This window comes from Collimonas rhizosphaerae, assembly GCF_038896935.1.
GTDB lineage: Bacteria > Pseudomonadota > Gammaproteobacteria > Burkholderiales > Burkholderiaceae_D > Collimonas > Collimonas rhizosphaerae.
On the sequence record NZ_JBANDC010000001.1, the window covers coordinates 1 to 13,057 of the forward strand.

18 protein-coding genes are annotated in these 13,057 nt (G+C 57.5%); 2 read left to right on the plus strand and 16 right to left on the minus strand.

Annotated elements, in window-relative coordinates; translation table 11 throughout:
• Window positions 1-425: 425 nt before the first annotated feature.
• From V8G57_RS00005 to sctU, 16 genes are all read right to left on the minus strand, one after another.
• Window positions 426-1,817 (minus strand): hypothetical protein, encoded by a 1,392-nt coding sequence (locus V8G57_RS00005; RefSeq protein WP_342827674.1) that lies wholly within the window; start codon window positions 1,815-1,817, stop codon window positions 426-428.
• A 252-nt stretch (window positions 1,818-2,069) separates the two neighbouring features.
• Window positions 2,070-2,525: a CesT family type III secretion system chaperone gene (locus tag V8G57_RS00010; protein ID WP_092398330.1), complete on the minus strand. Its 456-nt coding sequence runs from the start codon at window positions 2,523-2,525 to the stop codon at window positions 2,070-2,072.
• 114 nt (window positions 2,526-2,639) lie between these two features.
• On the minus strand, window positions 2,640-2,786 hold the full coding sequence (locus V8G57_RS00015; RefSeq protein ID WP_175501024.1) for a hypothetical protein: 147 nt from the start codon (window positions 2,784-2,786) through the stop codon (window positions 2,640-2,642).
• Between the two features lie 86 nt (window positions 2,787-2,872).
• Window positions 2,873-3,025, minus strand: a complete 153-nt coding sequence (locus V8G57_RS00020) for a hypothetical protein (RefSeq protein WP_342827678.1) — start codon at window positions 3,023-3,025, stop codon at window positions 2,873-2,875.
• An 84-nt stretch (window positions 3,026-3,109) separates the two neighbouring features.
• Window positions 3,110-3,259, minus strand: coding sequence for a hypothetical protein (locus V8G57_RS00025; RefSeq protein WP_167351437.1), 150 nt, complete (start codon window positions 3,257-3,259; stop codon window positions 3,110-3,112).
• An 87-nt stretch (window positions 3,260-3,346) separates the two neighbouring features.
• Window positions 3,347-3,496: a hypothetical protein gene (locus V8G57_RS00030; RefSeq protein ID WP_167351437.1), complete on the minus strand. Its 150-nt coding sequence runs from the start codon at window positions 3,494-3,496 to the stop codon at window positions 3,347-3,349.
• Between the two features lie 87 nt (window positions 3,497-3,583).
• The gene (locus tag V8G57_RS00035) at window positions 3,584-3,733 is read right to left on the minus strand and encodes a hypothetical protein (RefSeq protein ID WP_167351437.1); all 150 of its coding nucleotides are present in this window, start codon (window positions 3,731-3,733) and stop codon (window positions 3,584-3,586) included.
• A 158-nt stretch (window positions 3,734-3,891) separates the two neighbouring features.
• Window positions 3,892-4,137, minus strand: coding sequence for a hypothetical protein (locus tag V8G57_RS00040; RefSeq protein WP_342827679.1), 246 nt, complete (start codon window positions 4,135-4,137; stop codon window positions 3,892-3,894).
• Between the two features lie 10 nt (window positions 4,138-4,147).
• Complete coding sequence (gene hrpD5, locus V8G57_RS00045) at window positions 4,148-5,161, minus strand: HrpD5 family protein (protein ID WP_342827680.1); 1,014 nt, start codon at window positions 5,159-5,161, stop codon at window positions 4,148-4,150.
• Window positions 5,162-5,325: 164 nt separating this feature from the next.
• The gene (locus V8G57_RS00050; RefSeq protein ID WP_342827682.1) at window positions 5,326-6,228 is read right to left on the minus strand and encodes a hypothetical protein; all 903 of its coding nucleotides are present in this window, start codon (window positions 6,226-6,228) and stop codon (window positions 5,326-5,328) included.
• Complete coding sequence (gene sctS / locus V8G57_RS00055) at window positions 6,225-6,485, minus strand: type III secretion system export apparatus subunit SctS (protein WP_092351180.1); 261 nt, start codon at window positions 6,483-6,485, stop codon at window positions 6,225-6,227. Before sctS ends, V8G57_RS00050 begins: the two co-directional genes overlap by 4 nt.
• A 4-nt stretch (window positions 6,486-6,489) precedes the next feature.
• Window positions 6,490-7,137 (minus strand): type III secretion system export apparatus subunit SctR, encoded by a 648-nt coding sequence (gene sctR / locus V8G57_RS00060; RefSeq protein WP_092351181.1) that lies wholly within the window; start codon window positions 7,135-7,137, stop codon window positions 6,490-6,492.
• Entirely contained in the window at window positions 7,121-8,230 is a 1,110-nt protein-coding gene (sctQ, locus tag V8G57_RS00065; protein ID WP_342827683.1) for a type III secretion system cytoplasmic ring protein SctQ, read from the minus strand. The genes sctR and sctQ overlap by 17 nt, the downstream gene beginning before the upstream one ends.
• Window positions 8,231-8,256: 26 nt before the next feature.
• The gene (sctP, locus tag V8G57_RS00070; RefSeq protein WP_342827685.1) at window positions 8,257-8,877 is read right to left on the minus strand and encodes a type III secretion system protein SctP; all 621 of its coding nucleotides are present in this window, start codon (window positions 8,875-8,877) and stop codon (window positions 8,257-8,259) included.
• Between the two features lie 2 nt (window positions 8,878-8,879).
• Complete coding sequence (locus V8G57_RS00075) at window positions 8,880-10,802, minus strand: FHIPEP family type III secretion protein (RefSeq protein WP_342827686.1); 1,923 nt, start codon at window positions 10,800-10,802, stop codon at window positions 8,880-8,882.
• 11 nt (window positions 10,803-10,813) lie between these two features.
• Window positions 10,814-11,881: a type III secretion system export apparatus subunit SctU gene (gene sctU / locus V8G57_RS00080; protein ID WP_342827688.1), complete on the minus strand. Its 1,068-nt coding sequence runs from the start codon at window positions 11,879-11,881 to the stop codon at window positions 10,814-10,816.
• Window positions 11,882-12,160: 279 nt separating this feature from the next.
• On the opposite strand from sctU, the gene V8G57_RS00085 reads away from it, so the two are divergent.
• Together V8G57_RS00085 and V8G57_RS00090 are read left to right on the plus strand one after the other, a co-directional pair.
• A complete protein-coding gene (locus tag V8G57_RS00085) occupies window positions 12,161-12,625 on the plus strand; it encodes an HrpB1 family type III secretion system apparatus protein (RefSeq protein ID WP_175501061.1) in 465 nt (154 codons plus the stop codon).
• Window positions 12,626-12,641: 16 nt separating this feature from the next.
• Window positions 12,642-13,055, plus strand: coding sequence for a hypothetical protein (locus V8G57_RS00090; protein ID WP_342827689.1), 414 nt, complete (start codon window positions 12,642-12,644; stop codon window positions 13,053-13,055).
• Window positions 13,056-13,057: the final 2 nt, after the last annotated feature.

The window sequence follows — 13,057 nt, forward strand, 5'->3', positions numbered from 1 at the left end:
CCGCACACCTACCGAAGTCGAGGCACAGTTCAAAAGTGCTTAATTAACCTGTCCACCAAAACCGGGACACCTCACTCCGACCCCAGTTAGCTGTGTTTGTCAGGCGCGTTGAAATCATACATGACGGATTCGGAGAAAGACAGGGCGCACCAGGTGGTTTTGTTCTCTTTAACGATGAGATAGGTACTCCGTGGCCCGCTAACTGGGGCCAGAGTGAAGTTTCTGCAAAAAGCGCGCAGAAAGTTCACTCTGACCCCAGTTAGCTGCGTTTGTCAGGTGCATTGAAATGCTACATGAGCAGATTTTAAGCGGGGAACAAAATGCATGGCAGGATAAAACCAAGGTATCGAACCGGCGATCCGCTCTGACAACGCCGCCGGAAAAACCGGTCGGCTGTCGGATCGGATCGCGATGGCTGCAATAAATTAGTGCGACGCTGGAGGAATTCTGTTGTTGTTAGAGTCGTACCTGGCCTCAGGGTACAAGACGTCCTTTGCGTCTACTGTCAATACGCCAAGGAAATTAAATTGCGGTTCGCCTTCCGCCGTTTTTCCGACTTTGCAGAAATGCTCGACGCTCTTGGGGGAAACGCCTTCTGCGTTGGTCGCCATCAATCCCGTGAATTCGGAAATGATTTTTTCCAGCATCGCCTCTGCTTCGTCGTCGGTCGGCAATTCCTGATTTTTTTCCACTTGCTTGGCCAGGGCAATCTGGGCGTGCGCCGCTTGATACAAGCGTACGGCAACGCTTGAGCAGATCTCTCCCGGAGTACGTTCTTTCGGGGTCATGGACAAGAAATGAGTGCCATCCGACGGTTGCGCCTGCGGCGGAGTATGGGTGAATGGGTCCGACGCCACCTGCAGGATATCCTTTTTGGCTGCGTCGGTAAATTTTGTAAATTTGTCGCCCGGTTTCATCGACGTACCCAGGATGGTTTTGCTGTAGGGGACGTCCTGCCACATTTGACCCGCCTGAGCCGCCCAGTCGCCGACATTTTTATCGGTGGGTTTGTAGACCCAGTATTGGCCGTCCTGTATCGAGGACGCCTGCACCCGCATGGTGTTCGAGGTGCCGAGTCCGCCGCGCGCTTCCAGTTGTTCTGCCTCGCCTTTTCCATCCAGCTCTGTCTTGACCGGATTTTGCTTATCGTGCGCCCACATCATGATGTGAAAACAATTATCGTCGCCTTTGTTGTCCTCGATGCCATTCAGGTTGGGCGCCATTTGCAATCCCAGGGAAAACGCATGCGCCTTCGATTCCGGAATGCTTTCCTTGCGTACCAGGATACATCCGGGAAATAAATCTTCTTTGCCGATTTTATGGGTGAAAGACTGGGTTGCCTGGGTATTGAGCGCGGCTTCGGTCCCCGGCTTTTTCAACCACGTCTGGACCTGGCCTTTAACGTATTTCACCAAGTCGAGCGTATCTTTCACTTTGACTGTATCTGCCTCTTTGACTGTGAATTTGCCCTTGACTACCATTTCATCCATCTTGGCATCGAGCTGCGATGCGTTGGTAAATGCGTTCTTCAGATGCGCTGCAAGAGCGGCATTGCTAGCTTCGCTTTTATGGCCGCCGCTCTTGCGGGGAGCTTGTTCAATGGACAGAGCGGCTAATGAGCTGCTTCCTTTGCTGCTGAAAACATTGCTGCTCGCTACTTTCTTCCCGCTGCCGGAAAGCGATTCCAGTCCGGGCAGCGATTCCCGGGTTGGCGATCGACTGCCGCTGCGGCGTGCAGCGCTATCGCCTTGCTGTTCCGCGGCAGCTTCGGTATCGATATGTTGGGATGTTGCGGGGGCGTTTCTGGTGATTTCCATTTTATTTACTCCATGATGTGATGACATTACATTCTCGCGGCTAGATGCCTGCCGTTGAAAAGTGGACTGCGAAATTACCTGGAAAATAACGAAACAGATGACAACGGGATGACAATATTTTTCAGGATGGAGGCAAAGGATGCATTCGCTATCACGATGACCGGCTCGCTTGAAATTACAAGGAGTAATGACGGGTGATAGCGGGGAATAAACGGAGATGAGGATGGCGGGAGGTGACGGGATGTGGAACCGTCAGGCCCGAATCCAGACGTATTCACCGGATGCGATATTTTCGAACATGTCGTCCCGCGCCAGGAACATATTGTCGCGCCAGTAACGGCCATGCTCAAGATAGTGGTCGATGAGGTCGACCAGCCATTTTCCATCGATTTCATCGTCCAGGGCAATGCGGCTGATCAGCACGATGCCGCCGGTATCTACCTCCAGCCCAAGTTGCGCCTGGTCTTGCGCATAAACGGCAAGGTTGGCTTCCAGCAGCAATCTGAAGATACGCAGCGTACGGCCGGCCGTGACGATGCCGAGCTGGAAATTGGCGTAGATGGCTTTCGGGTCGTCATCGAAATAATCGATTGCCACTTCGAAACTGTCAATTTCGAGCAAGCCTGAATTCACCGCACCGTCCACGTCGGCAATTTGCCGAATCGCGCACAGTTCGCGAATCAATTCGTCACGGCGTTCTATGCTCATAAATTTACACGAGGAGGGATTGGAGATTGAGGGCTCGACAAAAGAACAAATGGCACGTCGTCGAAAGAAGTTGGCCGGTATCCGGAACAGCAGCGGCAAGTCGGCACTTGGCCGTTAGCCAACGATATCTTTGGCGGCCTTAAAACCCATCGTATGGACTTTGGCCAGGGTATTGGCCAAGTCGATGGCATTCTCCGCCGCAGCGGCAGCTTCGATGATATCTATTTGTTTATCTGTATTCAGACCGGTGATCGCAGACATGTTGATATCTCCAAAGTTAAAGCGCTGTATTCTGAAAAAAATCTTGGCCGACACGCCGAAGAGTGTCGCCCGGTCGTACCTGTAGATTAGCCGACGACATCTTTGGCGGCCTTCAAACCCATCGTGTTGACCTTGGCCAGGGTGTTGGCCAGGTTGATGGCGTTTTCCGCATCCGCTGCCGCTTTGATTTCAGCGATTTGTGCACCTGCATGCACGCCTGGAAGTGCTGATTTTTTCACTTTGATGCTCCTTGGCAGAAGTGATATTGATTGAAAAAGCAGCCGGTCGACACCTTGAAAGGCGTCGGCCGCCTGCTACGTTGATTAGCCGACGATATCTTTGGCTGCCTTCAGACCCATCGTGTGGACCTTGGCCAGGGTGTTAGCCAAGTTGATGGCGTTTTCTGCTGCCGCTGCCGCTTCGATTTCAGCGATTTGTGCACCTGTATCCAGACCGGTAATTGCTCCTGCCATTTTGATTCTCCCTGATGAAAGTGGTAAAGATTAAAAAAAGAGACTGGTCGACGCCTTGCAAGGCGCCGGCCGGTCGATTTACAACGATTAGCCGACGATATCTTTGGCTGCCTTCAGACCCATCGTGTGGACCTTGGCCAGAGTGTTAGCCAAGTTGATGGCGTTTTCTGCTGCCGCTGCCGCTTCGATTTCAGCGATTTGTGCACCTGTATCCAGACCGGTAATTGCTCCTGCCATTTTGATTCTCCCTGATGAAAGTGGTAAAGATTAAAAAAAGAGACTGGTCGACGCCTTGCAAGGCGCCGGCCGGTCGATTTACAACGATTAGCCGACGATATCTTTGGCTGCCTTCAGACCCATCGTGTGGACCTTGGCCAGAGTGTTAGCCAAGTTGATGGCGTTTTCTGCTGCCGCTGCCGCTTCGATTTCAGCGATTTGTGCACCTGTATCCAGACCGGTAATTGCTCCTGCCATTTTGATTCTCCTTGATGAAAAACATGCTTCGATTTCGAAGCGGGCTAGATGGACTCCGTGAGGAGCCCGGTTAAAATGTGCAATTCCCGTATGGGCACCACACAAAACTGAGTCGATGCCGTGAAAAGCGACCGCACGGCATTGAAAACTGATAAACATTACGCAGCTTGTTCTACTGCAGAGCGGCATAATTCGGCTGCGGCTCTCAATCCATCCACTATCACGCTGCCGGTCAGGCGGTCGCTCGGATCTGCGCTCGCCCGGTTGGCCTCGGCGGCGCTGACCGCCATCTGTTCCAGCGCCTGTGCGACCGCCTTCAACTCGGCGGAATGGGCTGGATCGCCGGCTAACTTAGGTAGCGCATTTAAAGTATTGATCAGCGGTTCTGTCATATATTCGTACATTGCAATCACCTCATTGGAAACGGAGCGAAGCGTGTTGCGGCGAAACGAAACTTTTCGTACCGTCGCTCGACGCGAAATATTGCAGGCCGTCGACTGCCAGCGCGGAACCGATATCCTTAGCGGTAGCGATCTCGTCGGCACGCATGACATTGACATCGACCTTTTTGACCAGCGGCCCCAGGTCGGCGCGGAATTGCTCTACGACTTTTTGGATGGCCTCGGGGTGCAGTACGGTTCCTGTGACGGCAAAGACGCCGTCGCCCCTGTATTGCACATTCACGTCGGGGGCACGCAATGATTCCTTGAGATCGCGCACCACTTCATCCGCCGCCCTGACGTTCCACTTCAAATGTCCTGCCGCGAAGGCGTGCGCCGCTTGATAGATCTTGGCCGCGGCATCTTCTCGTTTTACGATGCCGCTGACGTTGACCACGCCGTCTTGCTCGGTAATTGTCAGATCGTCTTGATTCAGGTGCGCCACAGCCAGTTTCAGTCTTTCCAGCGACGCCTGCGGTTGCGGCAGAACGCCGCTGCGCAGTGGATTCGTGCCGGGCACGATCATCGCGGTGGCGGTCACGGCCGCCAGCAGCGAGGAGGTAAGAACCAGCCAGCTGATGGTTGCGTGGCGCGCCCAGATGGGGACAGGTTTGACCGGATGCAGAGATGCCGATGCCTGGTCCGGTAAATTGTCCAATGCGGCTAGCTGAGCGGCTTGCGGAGAACAGACCATGCGCAGCAAGCTGATGTCGGACGGCCATGTTGCGTCTGCCGGCCCTGCGCACAGCACAATATCGCTGAAGCTGCGAGGCTCGAAATCTTCCAGCCGGACCTGCGGCTCGCTGTCATTTGAAGCACCTATCGCGACGCTGCCTTGCTCATCCAGGGTAAGCAACATGGCCGGCGCGTTCCAGTCAGAGATTTGAATTTCAGACCTGGCGTCGCAGCCGATCGTGGTGTCGCCATTGGCCAGATTGATCACTGCTCCGGAGTGATGGCCAGTCAATACGCGAATCTGTTTTTTCATGGACTAACTCCCTTGTTCTGCTGTTGAATCAGGATCAATCAGGCTGCTGTCGTTGTTCACTTTGTTGTACTGCTTTGTGCTGTACTGCTTTGATATAAGTCTATCTTCGTGTCCTGCAGGCTGGCAGCCAAGGCCCGAATTTATTCGCTTGCGAACGAACTTGGCTACCATCCGCGGCCGCGCAGAATCAGTGCTGAAAGCATCGCCACACCGATCGCGCATTCCACATCCGTACGCTTGCGGGACAGGTTCAGCAGCAGCAACGGCAGCAGCAGGTTCATGGTTTCCTCAGCGGCAGTGCGTGTTCGCCGGGGTACGGGGCCGGACCGGAACAGCAGGGCGGCGGAAGGCGCATCGCCACCCGCATTGCCACCTCTGTTGACTGCCGGTACAGCTTGCTTGCCAGGTTCGATAAGTGCCACCAGGCTGTCGCGTACCGTATGTAAAGTTGTTGTCTGCGTGCGGTCAGCAACCGGCATTTGCAAAAATTCGCGCATGATCGCCAGGATCTTGTACGTCGTGCCTGATTGCTCCTTACCGGAAGTCAAGCTGTCGCGTGCTCCGAGCAATGCCGTTTCGGCAGCCGCGCGGCCGCGCAGCCGCAAATTGGTGTCGTGCGCCAATGGCCATGTGCCGAGTAACAGCGCCTCGTCTCGGATTGGACGCTTGGCGGCCCGCATGATGTTGATGGTGCGCGCCGAGCCCGCGGCATGAAATTGCATGCGCCCGGCATTGCCTGCGGCATCGCGGCGGCCTTCGCGCCGATCGCGGTCGGATGGCCGGCCATCGTCGCTGGATTGGCGAAGATTTATTGTATTGAATTCTGTGCGTTGCGACGAGGTGTGCTCTTCCAGCATCATCAGCAGATCATCGCTCAGGGCGCCTGCTTCGACCTGTTCCGGGTCTCCGCCGGCGCCGCGCCGCGCCGTCTGCCGCCTGGCGCGCAGGGCGGCTGCCCGGTGGCGATGGTGACCGGGAACTGGCAGCTGGAGCGGCTGCTGGATCGGCTGTTCCTCATCATCCGCCTGGTGCGGACTGTTCCAGCCGTTGATGCGCGAGATGTTCATGGGAATATCACCTGGAACACGGAACGCGCATAGTTCTGGATTGCTGCGGCAGCCCAAGGGGCGGCGATAACCACCACGACCGTCACGACTATCATTTTAATGCCCTGCGAGATGCTGGAATCCTGCAGCGAGGTAATCGCCTGCAGGAAAGCAATCACCAGGCCGGTGATTGCAGCAACGCCGACAACCGGCAGGGACACCAGCAGGGCCAGCGTCAATGCCTGCGTCGTCAGGTGGGTGATTGCGTCGTATTCCATGGCTTCACCGATAAGTGGATATGAGTCCGTGGACCAAGGTAGACCAGCCGTCCAGCGATATGAACAGCAGCAGCTTGAATGGAATCGCGACGTTGCTCGGATTGACCTGGGATAGTCCCAATGCCATCAGCACGTTGGCGATCACCAGGTCGATCACGATGAAACACAGGTAGAGCAGGAAACCGATCTTGAAAGCCGCAGTCAGCTCACTCAACGCGAACGCCGGCGCCAGCACGATCAGGTCGTCCGGCTTCAGCTCCGCGGCCCGTTCCGGCGGCCAGATCTGGCGCGCCGAGCGCATGAAAAATGCTTTCTCGCGTTCGGACGTATGCTTGCGTAGAAAGGCGCGGAACGGTTCGCGTGCCGCGTCGAACAATGGCATGATTTGCGATCCGGCGGTTTGCTCGCTCGATAGCTGCGCGTGCTTGACAGCTTCCATGCCTACCGGCGCCATCACGAAGCATGAAATGATGATGGCGACGCCGTTCAGCACCGAGGTCGGCGGCACTTGCTGCAGGCCGAGTGCGTTACGCAGCAAACCGAGCACGACGACGATTTTCGTATACGACGTGACGACCATCGCGGCGAAAGGCAAGATGCTAAGGGCGAGCGCTGCGATCAGCAGCGACGCGATATCAGGAGTTCCGCTCATTGCGCTCTGCCATGCGGTGGATTTGCAGGCCGAGCTGGCCGCCGACTGCCACCAGTTCGCCAAACGCAAGAACCTGGCCGTGCGAAACCAGCCGGATCTGGGCGTCGTCTATCGGCACTGGAAGTTCCAGGATACAGCCGGGTTCGAGCGCGGCGATTTGCGCTATGGGCAAATTGAGCGTGACAATCTCAAGATGGACCGGAATCTCAAGCTGTCCGACATCGATCTGCGCCGCCGCTTCTGCCGCTTCCAGGTCCGCAGGCTGATCGTTGTCCAGATTGTAGGTGGTCGTCATAGGTTTGTTCTCCAGGGTAATGGTGTGTGCCGCGACGCTTGCGAGCGCATTGGCGCACCAGCCGTTGCTGACGCCCCAGCGCAGCGCCACGTTGTCGATAGGCGCGCCGCGCACATAGTTTCCGCGCGGCTGCCAGCCGAGCAGGATGTCGCCACAGCGCAAAGAAGCGAGCAAGGCCTGGCTGCAATTGCGGCTGCGCAGCCGCAGATGGGTGGGCAGGGAAAGTGCGGGTAATGCTTGCGTGGTGTTGAAGACAGTCAGCGATTGCTGCTCGAGCAGTGTCGCCAGAGGCAGCGGCAGATCGACAATGACGGCAACATCAGCAACAGCAGGGAAGGTGTCTGCCGATGCGTGCCGGAATTCAAACGCCAACCCCTGCGCCAGCGTCGATGCGCCAGCCAGCGTCAGTTCCGCAACGGTTGGCTGCGGATAGCCGTTCGCCGCCAATTTTTCAAGCAGCGGCGCCAGCCATAGATTGGCCAGTGCGATACGTCTTTGGCGGTCGCTGTCGAGCGCGATCATTTCAAGCGCCGGATGGCTGGCCAGATCGACCAGTGCGGTCAGGACGCCGCAGGAAGAATCCAGGCGCAGCGTAGCAGCGCGTTTGAAGCTGACCGACGCCGCCGGCAGCGCACGCAGTTCGATGCCGGCGGTGCGGGCTGCCATGCGCATCGTGCTGCGCGCATCGAACAAGCTTCGGGACAGGCTGGCCAGCGCTGCCGGATAGGAGCGCAAGCGGTTGCCGATGGGTGTTGCCTCGACTTGCTCTGTAACTTGTTCCGTAACTCGCTTATGCATAGGAATCCGTCTCTTTTCTGAAGGCTCTAGGCCACCTCGATGTCAATCTCGAGGCTGGCGCCGAGCCGGGAACGCAGGCGCTGTTGCAATGCGTCCGTGTTCAAGCAGATTAGGGCATTTGCCCGTATATCACTGCAATCGAAGCGAAGCGACAGCCGGAATGGCGAAAGTTTCAGCTGCAGGCTGGTCTCAGGCAGGATGGCAGGATTAAGCACGATGGTTACTTCCCAGATCCCGCCTCCTTGAACCGCCGGCGACGAGCAGAAATTTGCGATGCGCTCAGCCAGGTGCTCGACTACCAGGTCAGCCTCCGCCGCCTGCGAGCATTGCCGGATCATGCGCGCGCGCAGGGCGGCGAGCGCATCCCGCTCGGCGTCGTTGCCATCAACGGCTGCCGCCGCAGCGGCCTGGCTGTCTTCGTCCGCCATGACTGGCGGAGCATCGTCCCGCTGCTCCGCATCTTCATCCGTCGATCGGTTTTCGGAGCCAGCGTAGGCACTGTCAGTCAGCGATTGCCGGGCGGCGCCGAGAAGTGTGTTGAAACGCGCCGTCCGCTGCCGTGCGGGCCGGCTAGGGGTCGTCTCGGAATGCGCTGCGGAAAGTCGCAGGACCCGCAATTCGCGCGCCTGCCGGAAGCGGTTATCCATGGCTACAGATTAACCACGCCGACCGGCTGCAGCTCGACATCCGCTCCCAGTTCCTGGAATGAATACACCTGCAGCGCCGGAAAGCCTTGCTCGATCATGCGCCGGAAGTAACGCCGGATATCCATTGCCGTAACAACCGCGACGCCGGCCGCAGGTTCGCTGCCGACGGCGCTTTGGACAGACTCCAGCAGGGCGTCGATTTGTTGCGGTTCAAGCGTCAGGAAATTGCCTGCCGGGGTGGGCTTGATAGCCTGGCGGATCGTCTGCTCGACGTCGGCGTCGAGCACGATCGCCTGCATTTTTCCAGTGCCTGACGTCGCCCGGTGCGCGATGAAGCGACCCAGGTCGCCACGTACGTATTCGGTCAGCATCAGAACGTCCTTTTCCTTGGCGCCCCATGCCACCAGGCTTTCCAGGATTGCCCGGATATTACGGATCGGTACGCGCTCTTCGAGAAGACGCCTGAATACTTCCGCAATCTTCGGCACGGTCGAGACTTTCTGCACCTCTGCCACCAGGCCCGGATACTCGGCGCCGACGCGATCCAGTATCCACTGTGTCTCTTGCAGCCCGATGAAAAGATGCGCTGCACGCCGCACCGAATCGCACACATCGTCTGCCAGCACCTTTTCGCGTTGACTGACTGACTCCGGCATTTCTACCGGCGGCAACGGCACCTCCTGCAGCAGGATCTGGTACGACAGGCCGGACAAATTGTCGGCGGTCCAAACGGCAGTGCGCGGAAAAGGCAGGCCAAGTTCTTCTACCAGCCGCAGCCGTATGTCGTTCAGGGCCTGGTTCAAGGCGGTCTCGTCGAGCCGGCCGGTCAGGTTCTTCGATAGGCGCAAGGACAGCGGCACGGCGAACGCGGGAGCGTGCTGGGCGATGCTGGGCGTGTTGCCTTTGACGCCGTCGGTGAGCAGCGCGGAGAGTTCGGTCCCGGCATCGGGCTGGGTTTGGCGCTGCTTGCGTCGCAAGTTGTAGCCGCCGGCGAAAATCGCGACCGCCAATACCAGGAACAAGGTAGTCGGGAAGCCTGGCACCAACGCGAAACCGCATAGCATTGCGGAAGCACTAAACAAAGCATTCGCGTTGGTGGACAGCTGCGATGCGATATCCATGCCCAGCGAGCGAGGGCGGCTGTGTTCGTCAGCCACGCGCGTAATCAGGATGCCGGCCGCGACCGAGATCAGCAGCGATGGAATTTGCGAAACCATCGCATCGCCGATGGACAGCACGGAAAAGCGGTTGGCAGCTTCGCCGGCACTCATGCCATGATAGCTGACGCCGATCACCATGCCTGCCAGGATGTTAACCATGGTGATGACCAGGCCGGCGATCGCATCGCCCTTGACGAACTTCATCGCGCCGTCCATGCCGCCATGCAGCTGGCTCTCGATGGCCAGCAGCGCACGCCGTTGCCTGGCGTCTTCGACCGAAAGATTGCCCGCCTTGACGTCGGCGTCAATACTCATCTGCTTGCCCGGCATTGCATCCAGGGTGAAACGTGCGCCTACCTCCGCCACCCGTTCCGAGCCTTTTGCGATGACGATGAACTGCACGGTTGCGATGATCAGGAACACTACCAGCCCAACCACCAGGTTGCCGCCGACCACCAATTCGCCAAAGCTCTCGATGATATGGCCGGCTTCGGCGTTGAGCAAGATCGATTTGGTCGAGGCTATGTTAAGCGACAGGCGGAACAGCGTGGTAAACAACAGCAGGGATGGAAAGGCCGACAGCGATGTGGCGCTGGGAATGTACATCGTCACCATCAGCAGCACGATGCTGATGGTGATATTCAGGCCCAGCAGCATATCGATCAGGAAAGTGGGCAAAGGCAGGATCATCAGAGCGATAACCGAGATCACCAGCGCTACGATGCCGACCTCGCCGCTGATATTGAAGAGGCGCGACGATTTCATGTAAATCTCCTTCAAGCTGGATTGACAGCTGTGGTGTGGCCTTTGCCCATATCGTCAACCCAGGCCAGCACTGCTGCTACCGCGTCGAAAAGGGGTTCGGGGATCGTTTCTTCCAGGGCAACCAGATACAGCGCGCGCGCCAATGGCGGGTTGCCGACAATCGGAACGCCATGCAGGGTTGCCAGTTCACGGATGACGCGCGCTTCTTCATCGGTTCCCTTGGCGATGACGCGCGGCAAGCCGCATTCTTCAGGCGCGTAGCGCAGGGCGACAGCGTAGTGGGTCGGATTGACCACCACCACATTGGCCTGCCCTACATGCGATTTCTGCGGCGCGTTGGCAAGTTCCTTGGACAGTTTGCGCAGCTCTTGCTTGATTTCCGGATTGCCGTTGCTTTCCTTGTTCTCCCGTTTGACTTCGTCTTTGCTCATGCGGTGGTCCCTGATGAACAACCAGCGCTGGATAGCAAAATCGGCCGTGCCTATCACCAGGAAAACGACAGCAGAGATGGCGAGCATCTTGCATAAAGCGCCCCAGGCGATGCTGTCCAATCCCAGGATCGGCTGGTACACGACCCCGATCAGCAATGGCATCAGTATCAGCACGGTTTTCCACAATACCGTGCCCAAAATGCAAGCTTTGACCACGGTTTTTGCCAGCTCTATCATCGAGCGCATCGAAAAGATCCGCTTCAGTCCCGACGCCGGATTGATTGAATTGAATTTCAGTTCCAGCGGCTTGAAAGCGAGTTGCAATCCGACTTGCGCCGCAATGACGGCAGCCGAAATCAGTGCGGCGAGCAGCGCTATGGGCAGGCAAAGAGCCAAGCCGCGCATGCCGGCAGTCACCAGCGCATCGGTATAACTGAAGTTTTCCGATTGTGCATTCGCAACGTCGAGTCCCATGCGCAGCAGCAAACGCAATTGTTCTGTCATGACAGGGCCGCCCAGCGAAAAGCCGATCGCCGCACTGAACAGAATTGCGGCAAACGGCAAATCCTGGCTTTTCGACGTTTCGCCGTCGCGCCGGGCGTCGGTCAGCTTCTTTTCGCTGGGTTCTTCGGTTTTTTCGTCGGACATGGATGTATACCGAAATAATGTGTGGAGCGATTATTGAGCCGGTGCGAGGTCGGCAAGAGCGTGAATGCGAACCGATGCGCGTTGTGGCGAAGCAGGAGGGTATTGCCGTCTTCGGGAAGTTATAGCGCAGCGCGATGTTTCGCTAGTTGCGATGCCGGTTCGTATCTGCAGCGGCAACGGCCGCGAAGTTCATTTACCTTCCGGTACTACCTACCGCGTAGTGCGTGCTGTTCTCAAGGCGGCGTGCGGGGGTTTTTCTTCGAGGAGCCGGATATGAAGATGGGAAATTGCAGTAACGAGCTGTTAACGGGGCTGATCGAACTATTGATGTTCGGCGCCAAGCACAACCATATCGAGCCAACCGAGCGCCTGCTGGCGGCGGTGCACCTGATGCGGCCGGGTTTTATCGAATTGCGCGCGTACGACGCCTGGATATTGATCCGTCAGAGGCGTTTCTCCGACGCCGTGCGTCTGTTGCGGGAGCTTGAACAGCAGCCTTTGCGAGGATCGTTCGGCCCTTACGTCAGTTCGCTGCTGGCGATCTGCCTGGCCAATCAGAACGATGAATCCTGGCGTCACTATGCCAATGAAGTCATGTCGGGCAAGGAGGATGCCGACTCGATCGAGCTCATGACTACCCTGATGGGGCAGGCAGGCGACAAGACGGCGAAACGGCCGCCTGTGGCACAGATCGAGAAGAGTCAATTGCAATTTTTGCTGCAACACCGGCATCTGCGCGCTTAAGGAGATCACTATGAGCATGACAATTCCACCACTGCCGCCGATCTCAAGCACACCCGCAATGCAGGGTGGTGCGGGTGCGGCCAAGGAAACCGCGGCAGTCTCTGCGGCGCCGGCGCCACGGACCGATCTGGTCGAACAATTCCGCGCCAAGTTCGAGCAAGCGCGTCTTTCGCCGCAAAGCGTGACGCACTTCCAGGGACCTTCTGCGGTATCGCAAATGATTACGCAACAAGACCAGGCCATGGGAACCTTGACCAGCAAGGTCGACGCCTTCGCGGCAGGCGCCGACAAGATGAGCATGCAAGAGGTGGTTGCGCAATCGGTCAAGGTGCAGCTTGACGTTGCCACCTTGACGGCCAAGCTTTATCTCGGGCAAACGCTTGCGCAAGGCAGCAAGGGCGCCATACAGACCTTGGTCAAGAATCAATAGGA

Bases quoted from the DNA above. Each gene is read 5' to 3' on its own strand.
- V8G57_RS00005 (WP_342827674.1), bottom strand. From the start codon at position 1,817: ATGGAAATCACCAGAAACGCCCCCGCAACATCCCAACATATCGATACC.
- V8G57_RS00010 (WP_092398330.1), bottom strand. From the start codon at position 2,525: ATGAGCATAGAACGCCGTGACGAATTGATTCGCGAACTGTGCGCGATT.
- V8G57_RS00015 (WP_175501024.1), bottom strand. From the start codon at position 2,786: ATGTCTGCGATCACCGGTCTGAATACAGATAAACAAATAGATATCATC.
- V8G57_RS00025 (WP_167351437.1), bottom strand. From the start codon at position 3,259: ATGGCAGGAGCAATTACCGGTCTGGATACAGGTGCACAAATCGCTGAA.
- V8G57_RS00030 (WP_167351437.1), bottom strand. From the start codon at position 3,496: ATGGCAGGAGCAATTACCGGTCTGGATACAGGTGCACAAATCGCTGAA.
- V8G57_RS00035 (WP_167351437.1), bottom strand. From the start codon at position 3,733: ATGGCAGGAGCAATTACCGGTCTGGATACAGGTGCACAAATCGCTGAA.
- V8G57_RS00040 (WP_342827679.1), bottom strand. From the start codon at position 4,137: ATGTACGAATATATGACAGAACCGCTGATCAATACTTTAAATGCGCTA.
- hrpD5 (WP_342827680.1), bottom strand. From the start codon at position 5,161: ATGAAAAAACAGATTCGCGTATTGACTGGCCATCACTCCGGAGCAGTG.
- V8G57_RS00050 (WP_342827682.1), bottom strand. From the start codon at position 6,228: ATGAACATCTCGCGCATCAACGGCTGGAACAGTCCGCACCAGGCGGAT.
- sctS (WP_092351180.1), bottom strand. From the start codon at position 6,485: ATGGAATACGACGCAATCACCCACCTGACGACGCAGGCATTGACGCTG.
- sctR (WP_092351181.1), bottom strand. From the start codon at position 7,137: ATGAGCGGAACTCCTGATATCGCGTCGCTGCTGATCGCAGCGCTCGCC.
- sctQ (WP_342827683.1), bottom strand. From the start codon at position 8,230: ATGCATAAGCGAGTTACGGAACAAGTTACAGAGCAAGTCGAGGCAACA.
- sctP (WP_342827685.1), bottom strand. From the start codon at position 8,877: ATGGATAACCGCTTCCGGCAGGCGCGCGAATTGCGGGTCCTGCGACTT.
- V8G57_RS00075 (WP_342827686.1), bottom strand. From the start codon at position 10,802: ATGAAATCGTCGCGCCTCTTCAATATCAGCGGCGAGGTCGGCATCGTA.
- sctU (WP_342827688.1), bottom strand. From the start codon at position 11,881: ATGTCCGACGAAAAAACCGAAGAACCCAGCGAAAAGAAGCTGACCGAC.
- V8G57_RS00085 (WP_175501061.1), top strand. From the start codon at position 12,161: ATGGGAAATTGCAGTAACGAGCTGTTAACGGGGCTGATCGAACTATTG.
- V8G57_RS00090 (WP_342827689.1), top strand. From the start codon at position 12,642: ATGACAATTCCACCACTGCCGCCGATCTCAAGCACACCCGCAATGCAG.